General features: G+C 66.1%; 29 protein-coding genes and 1 pseudogene. 7 read left to right on the top strand and 23 right to left on the bottom strand.

Annotated elements, in window-relative coordinates; all coding sequences use genetic code 11:
• Positions 1 to 59 precede the first annotated feature (59 nt).
• Complete coding sequence (locus D3H54_RS11415) at positions 60 to 1,505, top strand: aldehyde dehydrogenase (RefSeq protein ID WP_149379129.1); 1,446 nt, start codon at positions 60 to 62, stop codon at positions 1,503 to 1,505.
• On the opposite strand, the gene D3H54_RS11410 is transcribed toward D3H54_RS11415, so the two are convergent.
• The 5 genes from D3H54_RS11410 to D3H54_RS11390 form a co-directional block, all read right to left on the bottom strand.
• Positions 1,493 to 2,257 carry a spirocyclase AveC family protein gene (locus tag D3H54_RS11410; RefSeq protein ID WP_149383477.1) on the bottom strand — a complete coding sequence of 255 codons (765 nt, stop codon included), beginning with the start codon at positions 2,255 to 2,257 and terminating at the stop codon, positions 1,493 to 1,495. The two genes, D3H54_RS11415 and D3H54_RS11410, sit on opposite strands and share 13 nt — an antisense overlap.
• Positions 2,258 to 2,371: 114 nt before the next feature.
• On the bottom strand, positions 2,372 to 3,253 hold the full coding sequence (locus D3H54_RS11405; RefSeq protein WP_149379128.1) for a mycofactocin-coupled SDR family oxidoreductase: 882 nt from the start codon (positions 3,251 to 3,253) through the stop codon (positions 2,372 to 2,374).
• Positions 3,254 to 3,276: 23 nt separating this feature from the next.
• Entirely contained in the window at positions 3,277 to 4,545 is a 1,269-nt protein-coding gene (locus tag D3H54_RS11400) for a cytochrome P450 (protein ID WP_149379127.1), read from the bottom strand.
• 10 nt (positions 4,546 to 4,555) lie between these two features.
• A complete protein-coding gene (locus D3H54_RS11395; protein WP_149383476.1) occupies positions 4,556 to 6,004 on the bottom strand; it encodes an aldehyde dehydrogenase family protein in 1,449 nt (482 codons plus the stop codon).
• Between the two features lie 28 nt (positions 6,005 to 6,032).
• Complete coding sequence (locus D3H54_RS11390) at positions 6,033 to 6,926, bottom strand: SDR family oxidoreductase (RefSeq protein WP_149379126.1); 894 nt, start codon at positions 6,924 to 6,926, stop codon at positions 6,033 to 6,035.
• Positions 6,927 to 7,063: 137 nt separating this feature from the next.
• Between D3H54_RS11390 and D3H54_RS11385 the strand changes: the two genes are divergently transcribed.
• Positions 7,064 to 8,293, top strand: coding sequence for a TetR/AcrR family transcriptional regulator (locus D3H54_RS11385; RefSeq protein ID WP_149379125.1), 1,230 nt, complete (start codon positions 7,064 to 7,066; stop codon positions 8,291 to 8,293).
• A 3-nt stretch (positions 8,294 to 8,296) separates the two neighbouring features.
• Here D3H54_RS11385 and D3H54_RS11380 read toward each other — a convergent pair whose 3' ends face one another.
• Genes D3H54_RS11380 through D3H54_RS11370 form a run of 3 tightly spaced genes read right to left on the bottom strand, consistent with a single transcriptional unit; the run spans position 8,297 to position 11,556 of the window.
• On the bottom strand, positions 8,297 to 9,493 hold the full coding sequence (locus tag D3H54_RS11380; RefSeq protein WP_149379124.1) for a cytochrome P450: 1,197 nt from the start codon (positions 9,491 to 9,493) through the stop codon (positions 8,297 to 8,299).
• 12 nt (positions 9,494 to 9,505) lie between these two features.
• Positions 9,506 to 10,579 (bottom strand): NAD(P)H-dependent amine dehydrogenase family protein, encoded by a 1,074-nt coding sequence (locus D3H54_RS11375; protein WP_149379123.1) that lies wholly within the window; start codon positions 10,577 to 10,579, stop codon positions 9,506 to 9,508.
• On the bottom strand, positions 10,576 to 11,556 hold the full coding sequence (locus D3H54_RS11370; RefSeq protein WP_149379122.1) for an LLM class flavin-dependent oxidoreductase: 981 nt from the start codon (positions 11,554 to 11,556) through the stop codon (positions 10,576 to 10,578). Before D3H54_RS11370 ends, D3H54_RS11375 begins: the two co-directional genes overlap by 4 nt.
• 115 nt (positions 11,557 to 11,671) lie before the next feature.
• Here D3H54_RS11370 and D3H54_RS11365 point away from each other — a divergent pair, with 115 nt between their 5' ends.
• Positions 11,672 to 12,775, top strand: coding sequence for an NAD(P)H-dependent amine dehydrogenase family protein (locus tag D3H54_RS11365; RefSeq protein WP_149379121.1), 1,104 nt, complete (start codon positions 11,672 to 11,674; stop codon positions 12,773 to 12,775).
• Here D3H54_RS11365 and D3H54_RS11360 read toward each other — a convergent pair.
• Together D3H54_RS11360 and D3H54_RS11355 are read right to left on the bottom strand one after the other, a co-directional pair.
• Entirely contained in the window at positions 12,762 to 13,691 is a 930-nt protein-coding gene (locus D3H54_RS11360; protein WP_149383475.1) for an NAD(P)H-dependent flavin oxidoreductase, read from the bottom strand. The genes D3H54_RS11365 and D3H54_RS11360 overlap by 14 nt on opposite strands.
• 38 nt (positions 13,692 to 13,729) lie before the next feature.
• Complete coding sequence (locus tag D3H54_RS11355) at positions 13,730 to 14,929, bottom strand: CynX/NimT family MFS transporter (RefSeq protein WP_286199272.1); 1,200 nt, start codon at positions 14,927 to 14,929, stop codon at positions 13,730 to 13,732.
• 69 nt (positions 14,930 to 14,998) lie between these two features.
• Between D3H54_RS11355 and D3H54_RS11350 the strand changes: the two genes are divergently transcribed.
• A complete protein-coding gene (locus D3H54_RS11350; protein WP_149379119.1) occupies positions 14,999 to 15,679 on the top strand; it encodes a FadR/GntR family transcriptional regulator in 681 nt (226 codons plus the stop codon).
• Here D3H54_RS11350 and D3H54_RS11345 read toward each other — a convergent pair.
• The 3 genes from D3H54_RS11345 to D3H54_RS11335 form a co-directional block, all read right to left on the bottom strand.
• A complete protein-coding gene (locus D3H54_RS11345; protein WP_286199211.1) occupies positions 15,676 to 16,275 on the bottom strand; it encodes a hypothetical protein in 600 nt (199 codons plus the stop codon). The genes D3H54_RS11350 and D3H54_RS11345 overlap by 4 nt on opposite strands.
• A gap of 88 nt (positions 16,276 to 16,363) precedes the next feature.
• Positions 16,364 to 16,744 carry a VOC family protein gene (locus tag D3H54_RS11340; RefSeq protein ID WP_149379118.1) on the bottom strand — a complete coding sequence of 127 codons (381 nt, stop codon included), beginning with the start codon at positions 16,742 to 16,744 and terminating at the stop codon, positions 16,364 to 16,366.
• A gap of 363 nt (positions 16,745 to 17,107) precedes the next feature.
• Positions 17,108 to 17,842: a hypothetical protein gene (locus D3H54_RS11335; protein WP_149379117.1), complete on the bottom strand. Its 735-nt coding sequence runs from the start codon at positions 17,840 to 17,842 to the stop codon at positions 17,108 to 17,110.
• A gap of 169 nt (positions 17,843 to 18,011) precedes the next feature.
• Here D3H54_RS11335 and D3H54_RS11330 point away from each other — a divergent pair, with 169 nt between their 5' ends.
• The 3 genes and pseudogenes from D3H54_RS11330 to D3H54_RS11320 all read left to right on the top strand — a co-directional run.
• Positions 18,012 to 19,139: an ImmA/IrrE family metallo-endopeptidase gene (locus tag D3H54_RS11330; RefSeq protein ID WP_149379116.1), complete on the top strand. Its 1,128-nt coding sequence runs from the start codon at positions 18,012 to 18,014 to the stop codon at positions 19,137 to 19,139.
• Entirely contained in the window at positions 19,136 to 19,360 is a 225-nt protein-coding gene (locus D3H54_RS32170; protein WP_149379115.1) for a DUF4411 family protein, read from the top strand. Before D3H54_RS11330 ends, D3H54_RS32170 begins: the two co-directional genes overlap by 4 nt.
• Positions 19,309 to 19,608 (top strand): annotated as a pseudogene (locus D3H54_RS11320) (DUF4411 family protein); the annotation flags it as partial. The gene D3H54_RS32170 and the pseudogene D3H54_RS11320, both read left to right, overlap by 52 nt.
• Positions 19,609 to 19,663: 55 nt before the next feature.
• Here the strand turns inward: D3H54_RS11320 and D3H54_RS11315 are convergent.
• The 10 genes from D3H54_RS11315 to D3H54_RS11270 form a co-directional block, all read right to left on the bottom strand.
• Positions 19,664 to 21,199, bottom strand: a complete 1,536-nt coding sequence (locus D3H54_RS11315) for a terminase large subunit domain-containing protein (RefSeq protein ID WP_149379113.1) — start codon at positions 21,197 to 21,199, stop codon at positions 19,664 to 19,666.
• A complete protein-coding gene (locus D3H54_RS11310) occupies positions 21,199 to 21,489 on the bottom strand; it encodes a hypothetical protein (protein WP_149379112.1) in 291 nt (96 codons plus the stop codon). Before D3H54_RS11310 ends, D3H54_RS11315 begins: the two co-directional genes overlap by 1 nt.
• 88 nt (positions 21,490 to 21,577) lie before the next feature.
• Positions 21,578 to 22,174: a hypothetical protein gene (locus tag D3H54_RS11305; RefSeq protein WP_149379111.1), complete on the bottom strand. Its 597-nt coding sequence runs from the start codon at positions 22,172 to 22,174 to the stop codon at positions 21,578 to 21,580.
• 339 nt (positions 22,175 to 22,513) lie between these two features.
• Positions 22,514 to 23,191 carry a hypothetical protein gene (locus D3H54_RS11300; protein ID WP_149379110.1) on the bottom strand — a complete coding sequence of 226 codons (678 nt, stop codon included), beginning with the start codon at positions 23,189 to 23,191 and terminating at the stop codon, positions 22,514 to 22,516.
• Between the two features lie 29 nt (positions 23,192 to 23,220).
• A complete protein-coding gene (locus D3H54_RS11295) occupies positions 23,221 to 23,454 on the bottom strand; it encodes a hypothetical protein (protein ID WP_149379109.1) in 234 nt (77 codons plus the stop codon).
• A gap of 219 nt (positions 23,455 to 23,673) precedes the next feature.
• Entirely contained in the window at positions 23,674 to 24,312 is a 639-nt protein-coding gene (locus D3H54_RS11290; RefSeq protein ID WP_149379108.1) for a uracil-DNA glycosylase family protein, read from the bottom strand.
• On the bottom strand, positions 24,309 to 24,785 hold the full coding sequence (locus D3H54_RS11285; RefSeq protein ID WP_149379107.1) for a hypothetical protein: 477 nt from the start codon (positions 24,783 to 24,785) through the stop codon (positions 24,309 to 24,311). The genes D3H54_RS11290 and D3H54_RS11285 overlap by 4 nt, the downstream gene beginning before the upstream one ends.
• Positions 24,786 to 24,798: 13 nt before the next feature.
• Positions 24,799 to 25,212, bottom strand: coding sequence for a hypothetical protein (locus D3H54_RS11280; RefSeq protein ID WP_149379106.1), 414 nt, complete (start codon positions 25,210 to 25,212; stop codon positions 24,799 to 24,801).
• Positions 25,213 to 25,480: 268 nt separating this feature from the next.
• Positions 25,481 to 25,978, bottom strand: coding sequence for a flagellar hook-length control protein (locus D3H54_RS11275; protein WP_149379105.1), 498 nt, complete (start codon positions 25,976 to 25,978; stop codon positions 25,481 to 25,483).
• Complete coding sequence (locus D3H54_RS11270) at positions 25,975 to 26,466, bottom strand: hypothetical protein (RefSeq protein WP_149379104.1); 492 nt, start codon at positions 26,464 to 26,466, stop codon at positions 25,975 to 25,977. Before D3H54_RS11270 ends, D3H54_RS11275 begins: the two co-directional genes overlap by 4 nt.
• Positions 26,467 to 26,820: the final 354 nt, after the last annotated feature.

Genomic DNA, 26,820 nt, shown 5'->3' with positions numbered 1-26,820 from the left:
GGGCTCATTGCGGCACAAGGTGACACCACCGCCTGGGGGAGGTCATTACCTTGTGCCGCATGAGCACCCACCACAACACATTCCTGATCGGGGGCCGGTGGACCACACCGAGCTCGAATGACGAGATCGTTGTGGTCTCTCCCAACGACGAGCAGCGACTCGGCGCCGTCGCCGCCGGCGTCGAGGCCGACATCGACGCGGCGGTCTGCGCCGCCCGGACGGCGTTCGACGCCGGCGACGGCTGGCCGAACTGGCCCGCAGACAAACGGGCCGCGGCGATGGAATCCCTTGCCGACGCCCTCGACCGCCGCAGCGGACAGCTCGCTCACGCCGTCAGCGCCCAGAACGGCATGCCCATCGCGATCGCCGGCCAGCTCGAGGCGGTCTTCCCCTCGGTGCTGCTGCGGTACTACGCACAACTGTGCGCCGAGCACTTCGACACCGAACGCCCTGGCCTGCTGGGAGGTTCGGGGACCATCACCCGGACGCCGGTCGGCGTGGTGGCCGCGATCGTGCCGTGGAACTTCCCGCAGGTGCTCAGCGCGTTCAAGTACGCCCCGGGTCTGGCGGCCGGCTGCACGTTCGTCATCAAGCCGGCACCGGAGACGGTGTTCGACGCCGCCCTGTTCGCCGAGGCCGTCGCCGAGTCCGATATCCCGCCCGGCGTGATCAACGTGGTACCCGGCGGCGGCCGAACCGGGGCCTACCTGGCAGCCCATCCCGGTGTCGACAAGGTGGCGTTCACCGGCTCGACGCGGGTCGGCCGCGAGATAGCGCGGGTGTGTGGCGAGCTGTTGCGTCCGGTCACACTCGAACTCGGCGGCAAGTCGGCGGCGATCATCCTCGACGACGCCGACCTCGACCTGGGTGTGATCGGCGAAAAGTTCTTCGCCGCAACGCTGCTCAACAACGGCCAGACCTGCTTCATCGGGACGCGGATACTCGCACCCCGGAGCCGCTACGCCGAAGTCGTCGAGACCGTCACCGCCCTGGCCGCGTCGTTGACCGTCGGCGATTCACTGGATCCGGCCACCCAGATCGGTCCGCTGGTCAGCGCCCGCCAGCGCGACAACGTCGAATCAGCGATCGCCGCCGCCGCACATCGCGGGGCACGGTTGACCACCGGAGGCACCCGGCCGACGGACCGCGAAACCGGGTGGTTCGTCACGCCAACGGTTTTCGCCGACGTCGACAACGACGACGCGATCGCCCGGGAGGAGATCTTCGGGCCGGTGCTGACGATCATCGGCTGCGACGACGATGACGACGCGGTGCGGATCGCGAATGCCAACGCCTACGGCCTCGGCGGGTCGGTGTGGACCACCGATCCGGAACGCGGGCTGGCCGTCGCCCGCCGCGTGCGGTCGGGAACGGTGGGAATTAACCACTACCTGCCCGATCCGACAGCACCGTTCGGCGGTGTGAAGGCCAGTGGGCTGGGTCGGGAACTCGGGCCCGAAGGCCTGGCCGCCTATCAGGACCTCAAATCGATCTATCGCGGCTGATTCGGCACGCCGGGGAACAACTGCTCGGTCGGACCGACGGTCACGTACCCCGCGAGTTTGGTGACGAGATGCGGCGCGAAGACCGCCCCGTACAGCACATGACCCACGACGATCACCGCAACAACGGAGAGGACCCCGGCGCCGGCCTTGCCGGCGGAACGTTTGTCCGCCCATACCTCGATCACGTTGCGCCCCTGCTCATCTGTGCGGCCCAGCAGGTAGGCGAACACCATCATCTGCACGCCCATCGCGATCGAGTCGTAGATCGGGTACTGGTGCTTGGTTCCCTCGAAGATCGCCAGCCCCGGAATCACGTAGCCGTAGTAGAACACCCCGAGTTGGGCGCCGATGACCGCATTGAAGAACAGCGCCCAGCAGAACCCGACGCCGAAGCCGGTGAGCAGAAGCGTCTGCGGCCTGCGCCATCCGAAGCGCCTCACCAGCCACCGGCCGACGGCGGCGCCGATCACCGCCGGGAACACGAAGTACGAGATGTACCCGATGGGCACCGCAGACGGCAGGCCACCACCCCACGTCATGTTCATCGGCCACCACGACGGCATGCGTGGCAGTGCGGGCGGGAACTGGGCGTACATCGCCCAGTCGTAGGGCGCCTCGATCCATGAGAACGAGATCGCCGAGATCGACACCAGCAGCAGCGGGTGAATGCGCCCGCGGCGCACGCTGAGGAAAACCCCGACCGCCAGCAACACGAATCCGCCGACATAGGCGAAGGTCTGGCCGGCGATCATCACCGGCGTCACCGGTCGCGCGCTTCCGGGTCGAGGTAGATGACCAGTCCGAAGATCAGCACGATCAGGCCGAGCAGCGTGCCGAGCATGATGACCGCTCCCATCGGTGTGCTCCTATCCCCCGGGTCCGTTGGGCCACTTGAGCAGCGAACCGGCGTCAACCCTGATTTGTTGCCCGGTGATGTAGCGGCTGTCGTCGCTGGCGAGGAACACCCCGAGGTTGGCCATGTCCTCCGGCTCGATGTACGGGATCGGCATCGCCTGGAAGATCGTGAACAACGGCTCGGCGTCTTCGCGGGTCGCCTGCTGGCCGGCCTGGGTCAGATCGGGCCGGAACATGCTGTACATCCCGTCGTTCTGCAGCAGATGGGTGTTGCAGTTCGTCGGGTGGATGGCGTTGACGCGAATCATCCTGTCCGCCAGCGCGATCGCCATCTCTTCGACGTACTCGATGATGACGCGCTTGCTCCACCCGTAGCCGCGACCGCCCGGTCCCATGTTCGGGTTGTCGGTGGTGCCGCGGATCATGCCTGCCGTCGACCCGGTGACGATGACCGAGGCACCGTTGGGCAGGTGCGGCACGGTGACCGCGACGGTGTTCATCACACCGAGCAGATCCACATCGCTGGCGTCGACGAACGACATCGCGTCGTGCGGACGGCCCATCGCCATCGGCAGGATGCCGGCGTTGGCGACGACGATGTCGATCGTGCCGAAGTCGGCCACCCCCGCCTCGACCGCATCGCGCAGCTCGTGGCGCTCACGGACGTCGGCCACCCGGGCCAGCACCCGGCGTCCGAGCTCTTTGATGGCACGTTCGGTTTCCGACAGGTCGTCCAGTGTGGCCAACGGATAGGGGTTCGACGGAATGTCGCGACAGATGTCGACGGCGATGATGTCGGCACCCTCTCTGGCCATCGCGACCGCGTGGGCGCGGCCCTGGCCGCGGGCCGCTCCGGTGATGAAAGCGACCTTGCCTTCCAGCTTTCCGGTCATGGGCGTTCTCCTTCTCTGATGGTCTAGCCGACCGGCGTGAACGTGATGTGCAGCTCGCTGAGCCCGCGCATGATGAAGGTCGGCTCATAGCGGTAGTGCCGGTCGCCGGCGGGACCGTGGTCGGCTTCCGAGATCGTGATGTCGGTCATGCGATCGAGGATCCGGTTCAGTGAAATCCGGCCTTCCGCCCGGGCCAGCGGTGCGCCGGGACACGAGTGTGCCCCGCGGATGAATGCGATGTGTTCGCGGACATTCGGCCGGTCGGCGCGGAACTCGTGCGGGTCCTCGAACTTGCTCGCGTCCCGGTTGCACGCTCCCGGCAGCAGCATCACGATCGTTCCGGCCGGAACCCTCACGTCGCCGATCGTGGTCGTGGTTCGGGCCATCCGGAAATGCGCCTTGACCGGGCTCTCCATCCGTAACGTCTCTTCGCAGAAGGCCGGAATCCTGCTGCGGTCGTTGCGTAACAGCTCCTCGAATCCCGGGTTGTCACCGATGAACCGCACCGCCGAGCTGACCAGCTTTGTCGTCGTCTCGCTGCCCGCGGCGAACAGGAACGTCGACAGGTTCACCACGTCCGAGAGATCCGGCGTCGACCCGTCGTCATACTTGGCCAGTGCCAACCCGGTGAGGACATCCTCACGCGGGCTGCGGCGACGTTCGTCGAGGTAGCGATAGAACCGGTCGTTCAACCACTCCAGCGGGTTGTGGGAGGCGGGAGCGTCGGAGCCGATCTCGCCGACCGTCTCGTTGGCGAAGACCGTGGTGAACTCTTCCCGGTCCTCGGCCGGCACACCCAGCAGGTCGGCGATGACCAACAGCGAGAACGGTTTTGCGTAATCGGTGAGGAACTCGCATCCGCCCTTGGCCAGAAAGGTATCCAGCTGCTGATCGGCCAGCCGCCACATGAAGTCTTCGTTCTCTTTCAGGCGCTTGGGGGTCAGCAGCGTGTTCATCAGGCTGCGCGTACGGGTGTGCAGCGGCGGATCCTGCGAGGTGATGTGTTCGCCCATCGGTACACCGGCGCCATGCTGCTCGATCAGCTCCGACACATCATCGGTCGCGCCCGGGGTGATCGGCATGCCGGAGAACGGTCCCGCCACCGAGACACACGACGAGAAGGCCGGATTCTTGTACACGCTCAGCGCCGCCTCGTATCCGGTGACCGCCAGCACGTTGAAGGCCGTCGCCGGGGTCACCGGGCACTTCGCCCGCAGGTGGTCGAAGTAGGGGTACGGGTCGGGCACCAGCGCTTCGTCGGTGAAGAAGTCCACCACGTCGAAATCGGTCACGAACAACTCCTCAATCCGCTGGGTAGGCAACCGATTTGATTTCGGTGTATTGATCGAATCCGGCGACGCCGTTCTGTCGGCCCACGCCGCTGGCCTTGTATCCGCCGAACGGCGTGTCGGCGCCGTAGCCGGCGGTGCCGTTCAGGCCGATGAACCCCGCCCGCAACCGCCTGGCCACCGACAGAGCCCGGTCCAGCGAGCCCGCCATCACGTTGCCGGCCAGACCATACGGGCTGTCGTTGGCGATGCGCACCGCGTCGTCCTCGTCGTCGAACGGAATCACCGACAGGACCGGGCCGAAGATCTCCTCTTGTGCGATCGTCATCGAGTTGTCGACGTCCACGAATAGCGTTGGCCTGACGAAGAATCCCTTGTCCATCCCCTCCGGCGCCTCGGCGCCCCCGACAAGCAACGTGGCACCCTCCTCGACGCCCGTGCCGATGTAACCGCGGATGCGGCTGCGCTGGCGGTCGGAGATGACCGGGCCGCACAGCGTGCCGGGGTCCTGCGGATCGCCCGCGGCGACGCCCTCGTAGATACCGCGCAGGATCTCGACGCCTTCGGCATAGCGGGATCTAGGCAGGAGCAAGCGGGTGGGGTTGGCGCAGCCCTGGCCGGCGTGCATGCACGGGGCGATGCCCATCATGCAGCCGAGCGCGAAGTCTGCGTCCTCGAGGACGATGGTCGCCGATTTTCCGCCGAGCTCGAGGAACAGCCGCTTCATGGTGGCGGCGCCCTTCTCCATGATCCGCTGCCCGACGACCGTCGATCCGGTGAACGAGATCAGATCGACCTTCGGCGACAGCGTGAGCTCCTCACCGACGAAGTGGTCCGAGGCGGTGACGACGTTCACCACACCCGCTGGGATGTCGGTGTTCTCGGCGATCAGCCGCCCCAGCCGGGTCGCGTTGTACGGCGTGTCGGGCGCGGGCTTGAGTACGAGGGTGTTTCCCGTGGCCAGCGCCTGGCCGATCTTGTGGATGGCGACCTCGAACGGAAAGTTCCACGGCACGATCGCACCGACCACGCCGACCGGCTCCCGCCACACCTTGCGAGTGGTGTTCACCCCCGTGACCGACACCACGGTGTCGCCCAGCGACGTCTCCCAGGGATATTCGTCGATCAGCTTGGCCGGGTAGCGCAGCCCGTCGGCCAGCGGGGCATCGAGCTGAGGACCGTACGTGATGGCGCGCGGACAGCCGACCTCGAGGATCAGCTCCTCGCGCAACTCGTCGCGCTCCGACTCGAGCGCCTCCTGCAGTTGCAGCAGACACCGTTGCCGGAAAGCATGATTGGTCGACCAGTCCGTCTGGTCGAACGCACGCCGCGCGGCGTCGATGGCCCGGTGCATGTCTGCTTTCGACGCGTCGGCGACCTCACCGAGCAGCTCCTCGGTGGCAGGGTTGATGTTGGTGAATGTCCCTGCCTGACCGTCGACCAGCCTGCCGTCGATCATCATCTTGGTTTCGAAGCGGACGCCTGCGCTGTCAGCCACTGTGGATATCTCCTGATCTCATGGCGCCGAACCGCGGAATGCCCATCATCAACCTGGTCATCTGGTGCAGTCCGGCCGACGGCAGTACCCGGTTGGCGACCAACAGCATTCGCGCATCCGGGCCGATCGCGGTCTTGACGAAGGGCTTCCTGCTGTCGAGAGCCTTGGCCAGGCCCGCGGCGAACTTCTCCGGGGAGCGCGCCGCCATCTTCATCGCGGCACGACCCCTCTTGTCCATGGTGTGGTGATGGCGGGCGTACACGCCCTGCAGGTCACGGCAGTCGGTGGTGCCCGCGTCGGTGATGATCTCGGTGTCGTAGGTGCCGGTGACGACCACCGTCACACCGATGCCGAACGGCGCGACCTCCCCCGCCATCGACTCCCCCCACCTCTCAAGGGCGCCTTTGACAGCGGAATACGCTGCAGTAGCCGGCATTCCGCGAACGCCACCCTGGCTTGACACCAGCACGATGCGTCCACCGCCGGCTGCACGCATCGACGGCAACAGTTCCTTGGTCAGCAGCACCGGGCCGAAGATGGTCGTCGCGAACATCCGCTCCCAGAGTTCGGCCGGCGTTTCCTCGACCATGCCCGCCGCGGAGATACCGGCGTTGTGCACCAGCCCGTACGGTGCGCCGACCGCATCCTCGATGGCCCGCGCCGCGGCGGTCACCGAACCCGGGTCGGTCAGGTCGAGTGCCACACCGACCAGTCTCGGGTCGTCGTCGCCGGCTCCGGTCACGTCGCGCAAGACCTTCATCCCGGTGTCCACCGACCTCATCGCGGCAACGACGCACCAACCCTCCCGGTACAGGTGTGTGGCCGACGCCAGACCGAGCCCACGGGAGGCGCCGGTGATCACGACACTGCGCGACGTGCTCGACATGGACCCCGCTCGTTGAGGATGACGGTTAAAACCTAACTTTTGTTCGGACCCTACCGAGTCCCCCAGCTGTCGTCAACGATGCTGCGCCGAGCCCTTCTGCTACCGTTACCAAATATCCGGTCCGCATTGGAGGTGCCGTGACCAGGCGTAGCGACATACTTCAATCCGCCGCCGCGCTGATCGCCGCCTCGGGGCTGCGGACCTCGCTGCAGGAGATCGCCGACGCGGCAGGCATTCTGCCGGGCAGCCTCTACCACCACTTCGAATCGAAAGAAGCGATCCTCGTCGAGTTGCTTCGGCGCTATCACGGCGACCTCGATGAGATCGCCCGGCATGCCGAGCACCGGCTCGACGATGCCGGATCGACGTCGGCTTTCGACCGTCTTGTCGACCTCGGTTCGGCGATCGCCCAGTGCGCAGTGACCCACCGGGCGGCGCTGCAGATGACGTTCTACGAATTCCCTTCCGCCGACCCGGGCCTGACGGCACTCGCCCGCCAGCGGCCCACCGCGATCTTGCAGGCCACCCTGCAGACGCTGCGGGCGGCCCGGTGGAGCGGCCACATCGGGCCGCACGTGGGCATCGCGATCCTCGCCGACCGGTTCGTGCAGACCATGCTGCACGTCGGGCTGGACGTCATCCGAAACGACGCCGGATCCGACAAGGTCGCCGAACTGCTGTGCACGATCCTGCTGAAGGGCCTGGCCACTCGTGCGGTCGGCGATGCCGAACTCGACGCCTCGGCCGCCTTCCTCGCTGCCGACGAGGTGGTGCGGTCCTGGCAGACAACGGACGCCCCGGACGACGACGCCGCCCGAGTCCGGGCGGTCGCCCGGGCCGAGTTCGGCCGCAAGGGCTATGAATTCACCTCGATCCGGGACATCGCCGCCGCGGCCGGCATCGGAACCGGAACGGTATACCGCCTGATCGGGTCCAAGGATCAACTGCTGACCGACATCATGCGCGCGTTCGGCGAGAAGATGGAGCCGGGGTGGACCGGCGTGCTGGGCTCGGACTCGTCACCGCTGGAGAAGCTCGACGCGGTGTCCTGGATCCACACCAACGTGCTGGAGAAGTTCGGTGACGAGTTCCGCATCCAGTTGGCCTGGATGCGCCAGTCGCCGCCGGACACCCAGGACCCCGGCTGGTTGTTCTCGACGCGCGTCGGTCAGATGGAAACGCTTCTCGCCGAGGGCATCAGGTCCGGCGAAATCACGATCGACAGCCCGTCGAACGAGATGCTCGCACGCGCCATGATCGGCGTCGGCTGGATTCCGGAGAACATCCTGCGCGACCTCGGGACGCGAGCGTCGCTCATCCACATCCGCGACACCACCCTGCGTGGCGTCGCGATGCGCAGCGGGTGAAACTCAGCCGACGATCATCGGCAGCGAACCCCAGCCCCGCACGCTGGACGTGTGGGCCATCGCAGCGTCCTGCAGGTCGACATCCCATTGCGGCCAGCGCCTCAGCATCTCCTCCAGCGCCACCCGGGCCTGCATCCGCGCCAGTGACGAGCCGAGGCAGAAGTGCAGGCCCTGGCCGAAGGACAGGTGCGCGCCGGTGCGGTGGATGTCGAATTCTTCGCCGCGGGGATAGCGCCGCTCGTCTCGGTTGGCGGAGCCGTTGAGCAGCAACATGATCGAGCCTTCGGGAATCTGCCGTCCGTACTGTTCGGTGTCGTGTGCGACGTAGCGGGCTTGCACCGGTGACGGCGCCTGATAGCGCAACACCTCTTCGATCGCGCCGGGGATCAGGGACTGGTCGGCGACGAGTTCTCGGCGCTGATCGGGGTGCTGCGCCAGCAGTTGGGCAATGAAGCCGATCAGTCGCGTCGTGGTCTCGTTGCCTGCCCCCGCGATCATGCTGGTGTAGGTGAGTACCTCCAGCCGCGTCAGTGGGCGCAGCCGGCCGTCCTCTTCTACCTGCGCGTTGAGCAGCTGCGTCATCAGATCGTCGGAGGGGTGCTCGGCCCGCCACTCGATGTAGTCGGCGAACAGTTGGTAGGCGTTCTCGAACGCGCTGGCGGACACCGATTGAAAAGCACCGTCTTTCAAGCCGATTTCGGCGTTCGTGCTGTCCCGGATGTGTTGCTGGCCTTCTTCGGGGATGCCCAGCAGGTAGCCGATCGTCCGCATCGGGATCAGAGCGCCGAAGTCCGCGATCACGTCGAAACGCTCAGCACCGGCCAGCGCGTCCAGGGCTCGCACACAGAATCCCCGCACCCGGTCTTCGATCGCTTCCATCCGCCGCGGCGTGAACACCTTGGACAGCAGCCGCCGGTGCAGATCGTGTAGCGGCGGGTCCTCGAACAGGATGACACCCGGGGGTACCTCGAGGCCGCTCATGATGACGTCGATCGTGGTGCCGCGGCCGGACCGGTAGGTATCCCAGTTGTGCAGTTCTCGGCTGACATCGTCGTAGCGGCTCAGCGCGTAGAAGTTGTACTTCTCGTTGACGTACAGCGGCGCCTCGTCGCGCATCCGCTTCCAGATCGGATACGGGTCATCGTCGATCGCGAAATCGAACGGGTCGTAATACAGGTCCTCGACACTGGCGCCGGTCATTCGCTTCTCCTGTCAGTCAATGGCATTGCGGGGCAGGGTGTTGGGCAGGTCCAGCGAGCTGAGCAGGCCGGCCGGCGCGGCCACGACGTAGGGAACCGCGTTGACGACCCGCATCGCGGTCGCGGTCATCGCGGCATGGCCGGCACCGTGTCCTTCGGCGGCGCCGACGGTCATGGCGCAGTGGATGTCCGGGTCGCCCTCGATGTCCACGTGATACGCGGCGTCGAATTCCGATGACGGCCAGTCGGGGGCGACGTCACGCGCCATCCGGATGATGTGCTCCACGACGATGGCTTCGCGACCGTTGACCACGCCGGCCGCTCGGGTACTGACCGCGCCGCAGGTGCCGGCTGTGATCGTTCCGAACGCCACCTCGATGTCCCGCTCGGTGAGCCTGCGGTCGAGAGTTCCCCGCACTTCCTCGATCTCGACACCCAGTCCGGCGGCGATGAGGTGAATCGGTGCTCGCCAGGCCATCTCGATGAAGCCGGGGGTCTTGAGCAGCGGCTCGAAATCGAGCGGACGGCCGAAGCCCATCCCGTTCATCATCACGTCGGCGACGGGATAGTGGTCGTTGAGCGCGACCTCGGTGACCGTCACGGTGCGGATCGTCTTGGACTGCGTCGACAGCAGCAGCGCGAGCTGATCGGAGCCGAATCCCGGGAAGATGCCCGACGCGTAGAACGAGGCATCACCCGCGCCGGCGGCCCGTTCCAGCTGACCGCGCCACTCGGGCGAGTAATACGCCGGCGGATAGACCAGGCTGGTCGACGATGTCGAGACCACGTTGATACCTGCTTCGAGCAGCATCAGGTAGTCGGGCACCGCACCGGCGTCGCGATCCGGTCCGCTGGCGGTGTACACCACGCAATCAGGCTGTAGCGCAATGAGTTCGGCAGCGTCGCTGGTCGCGGTGACACCGATCGGGTCGCATCCGGCCAACTCCCCCGCGTCCTTGCCGACCTTCGCCGCGGAGTGCACCCACACCCCGACCAGATCCAGATCCAGATCGGGCCTACCCCGGATCGCGTCGATGGCGATCGACCCGACACCGCCCGTCGCCCAGATGGCGACTCTCAGCGTCATGGCCCCTCCTGGGCGTTGCGGCTCGCCGTCGCCGCCTGGTCGAGATATCGCCACGCCGTGTCCGGTGGCAGACCACCGCACAACGGCAGCAGCGGCAGCGGTCTGCCGCCGCGGATGTGCTCGGTCGCCTCGTCGGTGGTGAAGATCCGGTAGGGACTTCCGGCCTTCCGCAGTTCGGACACCGTCGACGCGCGGCAGATGCTGGCCACCGAATCGTCGCCGTGCCGATAGGACGCCGCGGTCACCGCGTCATGGAGGAGATACGAGCCGAGTTCCTGCCACGCGGCGTCGATGTCGTCGGCGACGAAAACTGTCGTCGGCGCGCCCTCGATCGGGAACTGAGCCATTCCGGGCTCGAATCCGTTGGCCCGGCAGTCGGTTTCGTACAACTCCTTGAGCTCCGGGGAGGCGACCTGAGAGATGAGACCCAGACCGTGGCGGGCGGCGCGACGGACCGCGGCCTTGCTGCCGCCGGCGATCATCAGGGTCGGACCGGTGGGCGTCAATGGTGGCGGAGTCACGTGAATCTGCCGTCCCTCGTGGTCGACCGGCTCCCCGCGCAGCAGTCTGCGCACCAGATCCAGGGACTCGTCCGCCCGCTTCCCGCGGCCACGCGGATCGATGCCGAAGTGCTCGTACTCCTCGACCCGGTGCCCTACGCCGAACACATAGGACACCCGGCCCTTGCTGATGATGTCCAAAACGCTGATCTCTTCGGCGAGACGCACCGGATCCCAGAAGGTGATGGGCACCGCGGCCAGCAGGATCGCCAGGTGCGTGGTCCGCGCGGCAATCGCCGCAGCCAGCAGTTGCGGCGCAGGCAGGTGGCCGTCATCGGTGCCGTGGTGTTCAGACAGCACGGCGATGACCGCGCCGCGGTCCTCGGCCCACTCGCACATGTCGACCGCGGCCGCGTAGAGGTCGGTCGGCGCTGCCGAGCCCCTCGGTGCACGCATGTCGAAGCGCAGGGTGAACATCAGCGTCACAATAACCTAAACTTTGTTCCAAGCTCCCCAACTTTCACCGCTTCCTTGACCATGTCGACGAGCGACTGTTACGTTCCGGATCAAACGTTAGGTTTTGGAGGCGGTCATGGCTGGTGGTAGCTACCGGGTAGTCGTGTGGTCCACCGGCGGCATCGGGTCGATCGCGATTCGCGCCATCCAGCAGCGCCCCAACCTCGACCTCGTCGGCGTCTGGGTGCACTCCGCCGAGAAGGACGGCCGCGACGCCGGCGATCTCGCCAACGGCGAGCCGATCGGACTGGCGGTCACCACCGACGCCGCCGCGTTGATCGCACTCAAGCCGGACTGCGTCGTCTATGCCGCCAGCGGTCCCGAGCGTGATGCGCTGGCGATCCCCGACTACGTGAAGCTTCTCAGCGCGGGCATCAACGTCGTCACGACGAGCACCACCCGGCTGGTCAATCCGCACGCCTACGAGCCGGCGGAGTGGCGCGACCAGATAGCCACCGCCGCCATACAGGGTCAGGTCACGCTCTACGCCTCCGGCATCGAGCCCGGCTTCGCCGCCGACTATCTGCCGCTCGTACTCTCCACGCAGTCATCCCAGATCGAGAAGATCCACTGCTACGAGATCGGACTGTACGACGACTACGGCGTGCCGGACATCATGAGCGACGCGCTGGGCTTCGGCAGGCCGCTGGACTATCAACCGTGGATCAGTTTCCCGGGTGCGATCGCGGGTGAATGGCACGGCCAGCTGCGCATGGTGGCCGACGCGCTCGGCGTCGAATTGCATTCGGTCCGTGAGACATTCGACCGAGCGGTGACGGAGCGGACGCTGGAAGTGGCCATGGGCACCGTCGAGGCGGGCACCTGCGGTGCGCTGCGGATGCAGGCGATCGGCATCGTCGACGGCAAGGACGCGATCGTCATCGAACACGTCACGCGACTGGCTCCCGATGTCGCGCCGCACTGGCCGACACTGCCGAACGCCCTGGGCTACCGGGTGGTGATCACAGGAACACCGGACATCGACTGCACCTTCGACGTGACGGTGCGGGACCGCAAGAAGGCCGGCATCGAATCGATGACCTCCGGAGCCGGCGCGATGGTGGCCACCGCGATGCGGGTGGTCAACGCGATCCCCTATGTCGTCGACGCGGCACCGGGTCTGGTGAATTCGGTGGATCTTCCGCTGACCATCCCGCGCCAGGCGTTCAGTCCGGCATAGCCCAGCGCGACAACAACTCGGCCGCTTCCCTACTCAGCCCGGCGATCACGTCGGCAGCAGTCCGCACGGAGGTCAACGCCCCGACGCCTTGGCCTGCGTTGATCGGCGACCGGGTGAAGTCCTCGGCGGCGATGGCCTGGGACAACTCGGCGGCCGCATCGGCGTCGAGTGAGTCTTCGGCGCCGTCCCAGCGATCACTGAAGTCGTTGCGTAACACACGTTCTGGAAACGCCGACGGCCACGAGTAACCCAACGCGATGTCGAAGACCCGAGTGGTGACGGTGTCAGTTCCGTTGGCTGCCAACAGCCGGGCGCGCGTCGCCTCGGACAGCAGCGACTCGGTGCACGCCGTGAACGCGGTGCCGACCCACGCCGCCGACGCACCGGCGGCCAGCACCGCGGCCAGCCCGCGACCCGACGAGATTCCACCGGCCGCCAAGACCGGGACCGTCAGGTGATCGAGCAGTTCGGTCAACAACGGCAATGTGCCGATGAGCGGCCGGCCGTGCCCACCGCCTTCGGCACCGCGGGCGATCACCACATCGATGCCCGCGTCGACCGCGCGCTGTGCGGATGGCAGGTCGGAAACCTGGGTCGCGGTGAGAACACCGGCATCGCGCGTGCGGCTCACCCAATCCCACCGGTCGCCGAAGCTGACGCACAGCAGCGAAGGGCGGGCGGCCAGCGCGGTGTCGAGCAGGTCCGGATTGGCCGCCGCCACCCAGTCCACCAGGCCGATCCCGAAGGGCCGGTTCAGGTTCGACACCTGCGATAGTTCCGCCGCGAGCTTCTCGGCGGTGGCCGAGCTTCCCATCCCGATCATCCCGAGACCACCGGCCGTGGACACCGCGGCCGCCAGGGCGCCACCGGCGGCGCCACCCATCGGGGCGTTGACGATCGGCACGTCGATTCCCATCGCGTGGGACCAGTCCGTCGACAGCACTGCGCATCTCCTCAGACGTAGCGGTTGCGACCGGCCAGGACACCCATGACCATCTGCACCACGTACACACCGAGCACCATGATCCAGGGCACCGTCCAGCCACCGGTCAGATCATGGAGCGTGCCGAACAGGAAGGGGCCGATGCCGGCCAGCAGGTAACCGAAGCCCTGCGCCATGGACGACAGCGCCACGGTGTCCTCGGGGGTACGCGCGCGCAATCCAATCACGGTCAGGGCCAACGAGAACACGCTCATGCCGATGCCGATCAGGACGCTCCACAGCAGCGGGCTGAAGTCAGGAGCGATCAACATCCCGATGACACCGGCGAAACCACACGCCCCGAGCCCGGCGATCCAGCCGCTCTGGTGGGTGGCACGCGCTGCCATCGGCGCGAGGACGAGGCTGATCGGCACGGCGATCACCGAGAGCAGCCCGACGAGCAGGCCCGCCGAGGACTTGCTCACCCCACTGTCGATGAACACTTCGGGCAACCAGCCCATCATGATGTAGGCCAGCAGTGATTGCGTTCCGAAGAACAGCGTCACGGTCCAGGCCAACGGATTCCGAATTAGTGACCGGCGGCCACCGGAATCGGTGGAGTCGGCGGGACTCTCGACCCGGCGCGCGGCGATCAGCCACAGCACCAACGCCACGACGGCCAGCACGGCCCACGCGCCCAACGCCGGGCGCCATCCGCCGGAGATGTTCTCCAGCGGTGGGGTGACGGCGGAACCCAGGGCACCGCCGCCCTGCAGGGCCGCGGTGTAGATGCCGGTCATCAGCCCGAGCCGGGCGGGGAACGACGTCTTGATCACCACCGGGATCAGCACATTGATGACGGCGATGCCCGCGGTCGCGACCAGGGTTCCGCCGATCACCACGTACGGCCCGTCGAGAACGCGGACCAGCAGTCCGACGATCAGCGTGCCGAGGGCCAGGCTGATGGATCGGCCGAGGCCGAACCGGCGAGACAGCGCCGCGGACGCCAATCCCGCTCCGGCGAAGCACAATCCGGGCAGGGTGGTGAGCACTCCCGCCCACACCGCGGACGCGCCGAGGGCGCGCTGCATGTCGCCGAGCACCGGGCCGATGCTGGTGACAGCGGGACGCAGATTGAGCGCGACGAGGACGACCGCGACGATCAGGACCGCCCCGCCGGCGACCCGCCCGACGGCAGGCACTTCACAGGCGCCGTCCAGTTCGAGGCTCAGGTCGTGCTCGTAGCGGCTCACCGCGCTATCGTGTCATACATCCCATGATCGGATGAAAAGGGTTTTTCGATGCCGCTAGCCGCCGCGCGCCCCTCCGGGCTGGTCGACCATGCCATCGACCAGCTGCGGCAGTCGATCACGACCGGAGAATGGCCGGTCGGAACACGGATCCCCACCGAGCCGAACTTGGCGACGGCGCTCGGCGTCGGCCGCAATACCGTGCGGGAAGCCGTCCGCGCCCTGGCCCACAGCGGTATCCTCGAAGTCCGTCGGGGCGACGGTACGTACGTTCGGGCCACCAGCGAGATCTCCGGTGCCCTGAGCCGGATGTGCGGGTCGAAGCTGCGTGAGGTGCTGCAGGTGCGCCGGTGCCTCGAGGTCGAGGGTGCGCGACTGGCCGCCGCCGCCCGCACCGACGACGACCTCGCCGAGCTTCAGGAATTGCTCGCCCGGCGTGATGCGCTGCACGGCGGCGCCGATCGGGCCGAATTCTCCCGGGCCGACGCGGAGTTGCATTTCGCGGTCGTCCGCGCGTCACACAACGCGGTGCTCATCGAGCTGTACCGCGGATTGACCGAAGCCGTCACCGACAGCGTCGCCATCACCAGCACGATGGACCCCCATGTCGGCCACTCCGCATTGATCGAGGCGATTGCCGAGCGGGACACCGATCGGGCCGGGGCCGAAGCCGGGCACTTCCTCGACGAACTCATCGATGAGCTTCCGACTCAAGGCATTTCGGACCGCTAGAGACCGTTCTTGATGGCGGCGGCTTGCTTTTGACCCAGCTGGGTGACGAATTCCGGCGGCGGGAAGAAGTCGGCGGGCGCATCGAAGTCGATCGTGACGAAAGCTCGTCCCTCGGTGAAGAGCAATACCGTCTTCCCCCGCGACTTGTCGGGGGTGTTCCCCTCGATTGTCGTACCGCCAGTGCCGATGTCCGATGGTGTGGGCGTCCCCTTCACCGAGTTGCCCAGTGCGCTCTTCGCTGCCTCGAGAGCGCTGGCCGCGGCGGCGGGATCCGGGAAGACCAAGACGGTGTCGGTGATGACACGCGAATTCTCCGGGCCGCTGAACGTGATCGCCGCGCCTGGCTTGCCATCCGGGTTCGCAATGGGCGGCGCAGCGGTAAACGTCATCGGCGCCTCGATGTCGGTCGGCTTGATCAGGAGTTTCGTGTAGTCGCTCGGCTGCGCCGGATTCGGCGCTGCGGTGCTACTCGCCGCGGCGCTCGATGAGCCCGACGTCGCCGCGGGCGGCTTCGAGTTGCCGTTGCAGCCGACGGACAGCATCACCACTGCCAGGGCTACACCCACTCCGGCCGCTGCCCTCGGGGTTACCCACATGCGTCCGTTCTCCTTGTCTCGACCACCCAACGGCGGAATCGGTTATGCGCTGGACAGATTCGGCTTCCAGCGAGTTTAGGGTGGGCCACTAGTCGTCGTAGTAACGGGCCTCGATGACATTGCCGTCCGGGTCGGGAAAATACATTCCTTCCGGTCCCCAGCCGCGAGCACCGAACGTCGGCGCCAGCCGGTCGCTGGTGTCGATCCCTTCGGCCTGCAGCCGTTGATCGAGGGCGTCGTACTCGGCTTTGGTCATCGCCAGGCACACGTGGTTGACCCGATGTTCGGCGCCGCCCTCATCCGGCGACAGGTCGATGATCGAGTCACCCGAGACCCGCACGCTGGGGAACGGCGCCTCGCCGGTGCGGAACTCGTCGAAGCGCACCGGCTCCAGTCCGACGACGCGGGTGTAGAAATCCATGGCGACAGCCGGGTCCTTGGTCCCCAGCACCACATGATCGAGCCGCATGATGCGGATGCTACGGAAAATATCGGTGGGCGCGGACGGTATCGAACCGCCGACCGCTGGTGTGTAAAGGGACCGGAAATAGTGCACCTGTGTTCGAGCCTGTCGCATACGTGCAGGTAGTGCACTGACGGTGTCCACTGCGTAGGTCCCTGTATACGGCAGAGTGTGCGCGTCTTGGCAACTTGGCGGCAACTTGGCGAACACGCTTTCGAGCCGTCCGGACGCAGTGCACTGCCCTCAGCCGGTGAGCATCCTGCCGGGGGCACACCACACCGCCAGACACCAGCGAATCCCCCACGTAGCCGCACGTATCAAAGGCCCACAGCACCGGAACGACGACTGACCTCGACGCGCGCGCCTAGCTCACTGGTCGGATGGACTTGTGTCGGTGGACTCTTGCGGAACATCGACGACGAGTCCGTTGGGTCCGTACCAACGAACGTCTCCAGAGGAGAATTTCACCTGGCCGACCAGGCGGGAGCTCAAGTGCCATTCGGTTAGGTCGGGCTCGTCGCACCCCTCCTCGGGTTCAAATCCCCAAGGGCGAGTTCCTTCGCGGCGCGCGTCCGGTGCGGAGAAGTGCGGCGGCATGGGGTAATCCCCGCCAACTGCGGACAGTGACCGCCGCACGTACTCGATATAGTTCAGCAGGTCCTGGGCGTCGCGCCACCGCAGTTCTTCTGAGCGCTCGGATTGCTTTGACTGGTTGAAGCGGACCATCCATATCAGCGCCCCCCATCGGTCGCGCAGTTCTGGCGGGAGAGCGTGCGCGTGGCTCGAACCCGCTTCCAGTAGTGCGGCGGCACGACCATTTCGTTCCCGGTGAACGTCAACTGTTGTCGCGATTCGCACGAAAGACGCCGAAGGGTCTCGCTCGTCGTCTCGGTTGACCGTTGTGAAGTCCGCGAGCGCCGCAATCAACTGATCGGCTGCGAAAGTTCGCCGCCGCTCCTCATCGAGGCGCTGCGTCTCTCGCCGCTCTGTTGCCGCCAAGTCCGTCTCGTGCTTCAAGACCTTGGCGGTTTGACGGGAACCCACCCAAGCGGCGAGGAGACCACCAACGAGCGCACCCAAGAGTGCCGCCAGCATCTCAGTCATGCTGAGCAACATATCCTTGGGCACCGACAACGCACGTTTTGGTGGTCAGCCTGCCTACTTCCGGCGCAATAGCGTTAAGGCCAACCGGCAGCGAGGCGTCAGACAGTGCCCCTAATATTGCTCGGACTGGCAGGGTCCGAGCCAATGGCGAAATGAACGGGGGTGGATCGTGGCGCGAGCGCCCATTGACCCATCCGCCCTTACATGGGCGCGTGAGATTAGCCGCGTCACGTTGGCCGACCTCGCGCGGGCACTGGGTGTCAAGCCGTCCCGCGTAGTCGAGTTCGAGTCTGGTGACGCGCAACCGACATTTCGGCAGCTCACCCTCATGGCAGGGAAGCTCGACCGCCCCCTGGGCTTCTTCTTCGCACCGCCTCCCGCTGTGTCCGATGTGCCAGACACTGCAGACTTTCGAGGGCGTGCCGACGCAGACCTACCGCCGGACCTCGCCAAGGAAATGCGCCGCGCCGAGCAACATCGGGACGCAATGCTCGACCTCGGTGGCCGTCCTGAGCGCCGCATGAACGTACGTCCAATCACATGGGACACCATTGCCGAACGGGCTGCTGATCTGCGGGGGCAATTCGGCCTCACCGACACCTTCGTTCCCCCCGAGTCTTCCAACAACCAGGTGTTCAGTTTCTGGCGAGGGTTGTTGGAAGACAACGGCATTCTCGTCCTCCAGACGACGAAAATATCCTTGCAGACTTTTCGAGGGCTTTCCGTTCATCATGACGAATTGCCCGTCGTTATCATCAATGGCGGCGACAGCCCGGCGGGGCGCACGTTCACCTTGTTCCACGAGGTCGCACACCTGATCAACAGAACCAGCGGGCTATGCGCGCTACGCGAGACTGTGAACGAGGAGGCACTCGCCAACAACTTCGCCGCTGCATTCCTGATGCCCGAGGTTGCGGTGCGGATGCATATAGTCGCCGCCGACGATCCGGCGACGGTTGCCGACAAACTGGCGCGGCATTTCAAGGTGAGCCCGTTAGCGGCGGCGGTCCGGTTACGCAGGCTTGGCTTTATCTCCGACAGTGACCTGGACAAGATCAGGGCAGAGAGCGAAGAACGATGGGAGCAGGCTCGGCAGGCACAGCGGCAGAGCGCGGGGTTCGTGCCGCCTTGGCGACTCCGCTATCGCGATCTGGGGCCGAGCTACATCGGCACAATCGCGCGAGCTCTCGAAGACCGTCGGGTCGACCTTGTGGATGCGACCTACCTGCTCAATGCACGCCTACCGATGGTTGAGCAGATGCTCGATGAGTACTACAGAACCGGCGGCGCTGAGTGAAATTCACGCTCGACACCAACATCCTCATCGGATTGGAACAGAGGTATCCGCGAGACATTTTCCCCGGGCTGTGGGAGAACATCGAGGCGTCAATCTCGGCGCAGGAAAGCTGCATCTGCGAGGCGATTCTGCGTGAGATTAGCGAGCGGGCGGCGACGTTCTCCATAACTGGGCGAAGGGCCTGCCGGGCTTCGTCTGTGCGGTCACCGATGCTGAGCTGACCACCGTTGCGGAAATTGCCCAAGCCCATCCAGGCTGGGTGCAAGGCCAACTTAACGAGGCTGACCCTTTCGTTGTCGCTCACGCAAAGGCGGAGCAGTCGGTCATCGTTACCGAGGAGAACCGCAAAGGCCCGAACACCGAGGACAGGAACCAGAAGGTTCCGAATATTGCCGACGAACACTCAGTCGACACCATCAAGTTCTTCGATTACGTGCGGGCCAACGGCTGGACCTTCGCGGCTACCTAGCCCAACGCGTTTTCACTGCCCTGGAACAGCCGTCGCAGCCGTGCCCGCCGATGCCTCACCGCCCGCTGACCCGGCGCGCCAACGGGTTGAGCGGGTGCACCGTCGCACCGTCGATCGCTGCGATGGCGGGGCGGCCATTGCGCTGGCCCAGCCGTCGTGAATCCGGAGTGGCGATGGTGACCTGTGCGGCGGCGCTGGCCGCGAGCGTCTCAAACACGATGGTGGCCGCCGCCACCGAGTCCGGTTGGTGCTGCCCGGCCTCCCACGACAACATGTTGGCCTCCAGTTCGGGCAACTGGCCCGCGACGCGGCACCGGCCTGTCTCCAGCGCCGCGATTAGACCTTGGGACCGGGATAACGCATCTCCCTTCCGGCCCTGTCCCTTCGGCGGCCAGGTGCTCACGGTGATCTGGTGCTCTGAGCCCTGGCGCACCACCGCCTCGCGCAGCAGGCGGACGTAGGTGGTGGCGGCGCTGTATCCCTCGACCACGATTCGCGAGGCCCCGATGGCGGTGGCCAGCTGCACCGCGCGGTTCACCCAGCCTTCGGAGGTCAGGTGCGCGGAGGCGTTGTGGGTCAACGCGATCTGGCCGTCGCGGCCCACCTGTCCGGCCACGATGCCGGTCTCATCGCCCTCACCGGACTCGGCGGGGTCGACGCCGACGACAGTCAAGGTCGAACCGCGTGAGGCGGCGATCAGGCGGTGGCCGTCGAGCCAGGCGGCTCTAATCAGGCCGCCCTCGGGGCTGGTCGGGGTGCCCAGGTACATCGCGGCCCATTGTCGCGTACCGACCTCGGCCTTGATCTCGGTGAACCGTTCCAGGGTGAAGCCATTGGCCGACGTGAGTGCGACGCCGGAGCGGCTGCGCTGCAAGGCGTCCGGCACGCCGCTAGTCGAGATGGCGGGGATATTCACCGCGCGCCACCGGCTGCCGGGTTCCTCCAGTAGTGACCCGGCTACGTCGTCCTCGGCCCAGCGGGTCAGAACCAGGATGGCTGAGCCGCCGGGCATCAGGCGGGTAAGCAACGATGCTTTGAACTCGCTGAGCAAGCGTCGTTTGTAGGCATCCGAATCGGCGTCCTGGGCACCCTTCACCGGGTCGTCCACGATCAGGTAGTCGGCACCGAACCCCGTTGTGCCCGACAAGATGCCACCAGCGAGCATGCCACCGCGCCGCCCGTCCACGCGCCAACGGCCAACTGACTTCCGATCCTCCGCTAGCGCGAACCCCAACGCCGTGGAGTGCTCGGCGATTAATCCACGGGCGGCTGCAGAGTGCTCCTCGGCCAGCTGGTCGCCGTAGGACTTCAAGATGATTTCGCAGTCAGGGTCGCGCATCAGCAGCCAGACAGGGAAGATCCGCGATACCAGCGTCGACTTGCCCAGGCGAGGCGGCATGGTGAGCACAAGTCGTCCGTCGTCTTCCTCCACCGCGCGCACCAGTTCGTTGCTGATGAGCTGGATGCTGGGGGTCACGTGGTAGCCGGGGATCAACATCACAGCCAGCTCTGCAGGGGACGCCGGACGGCGGCGAGACGATGCCGCCGCCACCGCTCGGGCGGCGGTCAGGATGGCTACGTGGTCGGCCATCACAGCGCCTGGAACTGGCGCGGCTGGCCAAGCACCGGGCCGGGTGCATTCGCGCCTTGCTCCAGACGGCAATAGTTCTTCCCGGCGATTTTCACTACATAAACCGCGCGCGACTCGAACAAGCGGGTCAGCGCCTCGCCCTGCTGCCACCAGTCGCCGGGCAGCTTGGCGCGGACAGTTCGCCAGGCCAGCAGTTCGCCGTCAGCGGCCTCCAGGGCGGTCAGGATCGCGGCGTCGATCTCGTCATTGATGGTCGGGACGGTCATGGCGTAGTCCGGAGCGTTGGTCATCGGTATCTCCTCGGGGTGTCGTTGGTGTCGAACGGGTTTGGGTCGACACCGCCGTCAGTCGAGGCCCCGGCGGCGACGATGGCGGGAGCTAGAACCTGATTGGACCGTCGATGCGGATGCTGTTGGGAGAACTGCCACTGCGGATGCTCGCCAGGCCGAACGCCGCGGCGTGCTCGTTCAGACCGGCCAGGCCAAGCGCGGCCAATACGTCGGCGTGGCTAGCCTCTCCGTTCTTGAACAGCTGCCCAGCCAAGGTGAGCACGCTGGACCAACACCGCTCAATCAGGCGCGGCGTCTCGGGAGAGACGGTGAGGTTGCGGCCACCAGCGGCTGTTATCAGGGCGTCGTCATGACAGCCGCCGCCCGCCAGCACCGCCTGTACCTGATGCTGTGTCGGCCATGCACCGGCCCGCCAGGACGCCTGAGCCCACGGGCCTGCATAGGCCGTATCAGGGCGGCTCGGCTCGGCAAGATCGCGGAACCGCGTCAGGCCGTGCAGTCCAAGCGCGCCACCGGCGCGAGTCAGCATTGCGGAGCGGACTTCACCGCCAAGTACGGTCCCGATGACCGAGTGCGCCGCCTCGTGAACCGCTATATCCAGCTCGGCCAGTTCGTCGGCGGTGACCGTGGCCTTGGCAGCCAACTCACGCCGGGTGATGGCGCGCGGCGTAGTGGTCGTCGTCATCTGGGTAGCCCTTCTGGTAGTTAGTGATTGGTGGTGTAGGTGCCGGAGTCGGTGGGACGGGCCCACAGCCACCATCCGACCGACCCCGACAACTACCGGGTGCCGAGAAAGTTTCGTTTCTTCCAGCTCGGAGCCTGTTCCCATACTCGGGCGGCTTTGCGTACGCGGCGTTCGAGTTCCGTGGCGGCCCTGGCGTCGGCGCGCTTGATGCTGTCGGCGATGTACTGGTCCAGGCAACCTGAACACGTCCAACCCCAGACGCTGCCTTTGTCGGTGAGGCACGGCCCGCCGCACGATCGGCAGCGACCGGGAACGTTTGTCTCGCGGAGGTTCACTGGACTACCTCGATCCGAGGCGAGCCAGGGCACGCTCTCGGCGGTCGGCGTCGGCCCTGGCTTGGAGTCCGGCGTTGAACTCGGCCATCGACGGGAGTGCCTGACGCTGGCGGACTTTGGGTATACGGCGTGCGAGGTCTAACACCGCGCTGTCGAGCACCCGCAGCGCCTTCACGACGCGGTCGCTGGCGCTCGGATCGCCGCGCAGAGCCGGATGATCGGGAGGAAGGGCACGGCCCAGCAGGGCGGCCAGGTCGCCTGCGTACGGCTCGACCCAAGCCGCCAGTGCCACCGCCCACGAACCGGACACGATGGCGGCGTCGGTGATGGCGGGTGTCTGCGGTCGCACAGCCAGATCAGCGGCAGCCTGGCGGGTCCGTGCGCGGGAGTCCTCGGGAGCGTGGCGGTCGGCGGCGATCAGGCCGACTACTACCGAGAGCAGTTCGTGCACAGCGTCGGCCACGGCCTCGATGTCGGCGCGTAGCACAACGGGATTGGGCAGACGACTGGCATCGGTGGCCACCGAGCTACATACGGCGGCCACCTCGGTGGCCAGGTTGAAGTTACCGCGATAGAGGACAGGCTGGCGCTTGCGGCGACGCTCGCGCAGTTCGTCCTGAGTCGCGGTGGCCAGCGGTGCCGGAATTCCCGACGGCGCTAGCGGAACCGGTGGCGGTGGCACTGGCGCAGGGCGGCCACGGCGACGCGGCATCATCGGGACACCGCCTGCCGCAGCTGGGACACCAGGCGATCCACGCCCGGCTTGGACAGTTCAGCACCGTCGCGCTCCACACTGCGGAGCACGCGGTGATACGCAAGACCCTGGCGGGCCTCGATGACGCGGGCGTCGGTGTCGGGGGCACCTCGGGACTTCAAGCTGGCAAGCATGGCCGACCAGCTGGAGGCCGACCGCGACGCCGGATCGGTGGTGGTTGTGGCTGTCATACGTCAAACCGTACGGGCCGACGGTGCAACGGTGCTGCGTCTAGACCTTGTGCGGCGATTCGCCAATACCGCCTTGTGACACAACGGGTTTAGCTTGATTACCCTGTCGCCGGCTGCGCCGCTATGTGCCGAATACCGGAACTGGCCAGCGTAGTTGGCGCGGGCCAATGCCGCCGTCGTGACGTGTTGTCAGGTGCCGAAATGAATTGTGCGCACCGCTTAGTTGGCATTGGAAGCGAAGGCCCACTCAATCGCGCGTCCGACGTTCCGGATGTACTCCTCGCGCATAGGAGCAGGCCTGGTCATGATCCAGTACGGATGCTTGGGGAACAGGCAGTAGGTGATGTGCGGCGGGTCGGATCGGCGAGGCCGGGGAACGCGAAAGGGCCAATTCAGCTCTCGGGCCTCGGCATCGACCCTGGCGTCATAGATCGACAGGACCGCCGCCTTGGCGAATTTGCCGACACCGATGACCAGGCGCGGTCGAACGATCTCCAACAGTTCTTCCCGCAAGAAGGGCTCGCAGTTTTTGCTTTCATGCGGCAGCGGGTCACGATCACCTGGCGGGTGACAGTGGATCGAGTTCGTGATGAACAGATCGTCCTTATCGACGTTCGCCCGGTCAAAGCAAAGCTTGAGGATGCGTCCGCTGCCACCGACGAACGGTTCGCCCGCATCCATGCATCGGCGACACAGGGCTTCGCCGACGATCGCCACCGGTGAGTCAATCGACCCGAAACCAGCAGCGGACGCAGTGATTCCGGGAATATTGAGACGGTCAGGCTCAACGCACTTTCGGCATCGTTTGATCTGACTGTCGAGGCGCGCTTTTGCTTGCTCCCGGTTATCGGTCGTCACGGCAGCTCCCTCGGTTGTCCATCAAGCAACCCGGGGATGACGACCTCCAGCCGGTGACCGGTCATGTCGCACTGGCGCAGTGCCTTCGGTCCGATCGACTCGTCGGTGTAGAAGTACAGCACCCGCGTGCCGCCTGCGTGCTTCTGCTGCGCGTGCTGTCGCGCTTCGTCAATCCGGAACATCCACACGGCGTCGGTCGACATATCGACGCAAGCGAGCCACTGCGCCGGGGAGTCATCGGGGAACGACCAGCTGAGCAACAACTTGCCCTTACCGCCTGCGGGCTTGGGCACGAGATTTGTCTTGACCTGGATCGTGGCCGCCGATTGGTGCCCAGGGATGTACATCACCAAGTCGATGCCGGAGTCGGTCGTCAGTCGGGCACTGTCGATACCAAGCTTCAACAGCTGGTACTGCACCAACAGCTCGCCGGCTGCTCCGATCGCCTGGGTACCAAGCCTGACCTCGTTCATGCTCCTGCTTTGGTCAAGACTGGACGGCCTTCAACAAGTGGTCGTGATAGGGGCAGCGTCGCCGTCCAAACACGCCGTCCGTAGAACCCGGCCCATCGGTGAACAGCGGCGCGGGCGCTCCGCAATCGTCGCACTCGATACCGTGAAGATTGAGCTTCGCCATCGCGTAGAGCGTCGCCATGCGTGGCGATACGTGGGCCAACACCCTCTCGATGTCCTCGGGCGACAACGGTCGTGCGAATCCCGTGCACTTGCGACAACTACAGCCAAAGCCATCGCTCCCGGCAGGTTCGGGGTCGGCGCTGAGAAAGTCACGCAACTGGGTCATGCCGCCGCGCGCAAGGATTCCCTCCGAGTCCGAGTAGGTGCATCCTTCGATCGCGCATGCCGCGACGTCGTTGGGGTCAGCCTGGCAGTGATTCGTCATGCGAAGGTCTCCGGTCTATTTGGCTCGATCCAATCAGACACCACCGACACCTCGACCGGGCCGTTTGTTGTCACACTTCCTGGGGCCGTTCGATCGGCCATCAAGCGGTGCCAGGTTTGGCGATGCAGGCCGATGTGGCTTTTACCTGCGCAGATGGCCACCCCGGCTTCCCCGCCCCTCAGGGGTACGAGGGCAAGTTGCCAAGTGATTGCCAACGAGCGGTCTACGGGGCGCCAAACCGGGCCATCGCTGAGCGCATTGGCGGCACTTACAGCGGAAGCAGACCGGGATCTACCGGCAGGCTGCGACCGCGCGCCAAGATGCGGCGATTGGACGGCGGCGCAGCAGGCTCCGGCTCCGCTCCGGCGGCCAGCTGCACCATCTTCAGGTCGGTATCGTCTGGCGCGGTGTCGTTTTCGCCGCTGTGTGCCACGCTGGCGTCCGAACTGGCCTTAAGCAGCACACCGGCACCATCGGCGGGTTCTGCGTCGTCCTGGTCGCCGTGGGGGTTCTCGCGGCGGCGCTGGACCGCAAGCCACTCGGCAAGCTCATCGGTCGAGATGCCACCGCGAGCCAACACACGCCGGGCCGACTCAGCCTGGAGCCGTTCGAGGTCGGAGCCGGGTTCCGGCTCGATGAGCATCAACTGCGACAGCTCGGCCACCGCCTGGCGCTCCAGCGCGTCGGGAGCGAGATTGCCGTCGGCGATGTCACGGGCAACCGACGACGCCGCCTTGATCGCATCCTCGGCGGTAACGGTGGTCATCTGGAAATCTCCTCGATCTCGGCGTCGATGACGTTGCCTTGCAACGCCAGCTGTTGGGGCCGCTGCGCGACCAGAGCCAGTAGCTCAGCCTCCATGCGATCGATGATGGCCACCGCGTCGGTGGTGACTTTGACCTCTACCTGCTGGCGCTCGGGCGCATAGACACCGGCCAGCTTGGCACGCTCCGACACGATGCCGCGCAACTCCTTGGAGTACCGCAGCGCGGTGTCGTCATCGCCGTTCTGGAGTGCGAGCAGGTAGCGCGTGAAGTCGTTGCGCTGGAGGAGCTGAAGCGCCGCGTCGTGCTTGGCGCGCGCCTGCTCGACGGACTCGGGTGGTGTTCGGTCGCGTAGCCGGGACACTGCCTGTTGCGCCGCCTGGCGTGAGCGATAGCCGCACGCGTCGGCCACCTCTTGCCATGTGGCACCGGTCGCACTCATGCGTACGGCCTGCTCGGCGCGGTGCCGGGAGTCCAGTTGGCGCGTCATAGTCAACAGCTTGTCAACGGACAGTGCAGCTGTCGAGGAGCCGCGCCGCCTCATGGCGGAAGTCAGATCGACTGTCTAACAGCACAATACGTATACATGGCGGCATTATCTGTTGTGCGCCTTCGTGGTTGCACGGGCCACCGACATACCGCCACCGCCGCAAGGCCGAAGATGCAAAGGACACCTGACCGGCGCCACCAGTGCACCGCCGCCTCTACCGATCCAGCGCGCGACTACGCCTGTCCACCGCCTCTCACCCGCGATCGGCGAGCGGTGGAGTCGTCTGTTGTTTGTCCTTCATCCCCCGTATCAGCCCTCCCTATAGGGAGGGGCCGATGACTTATTGCAACGGCC

The organism is Mycobacterium sp. ELW1, from assembly GCF_008329905.1.
Classification (GTDB): Bacteria; Actinomycetota; Actinomycetes; order Mycobacteriales; family Mycobacteriaceae; genus Mycobacterium.
This window is presented reverse-complemented; position numbering and strand designations above follow the sequence as displayed.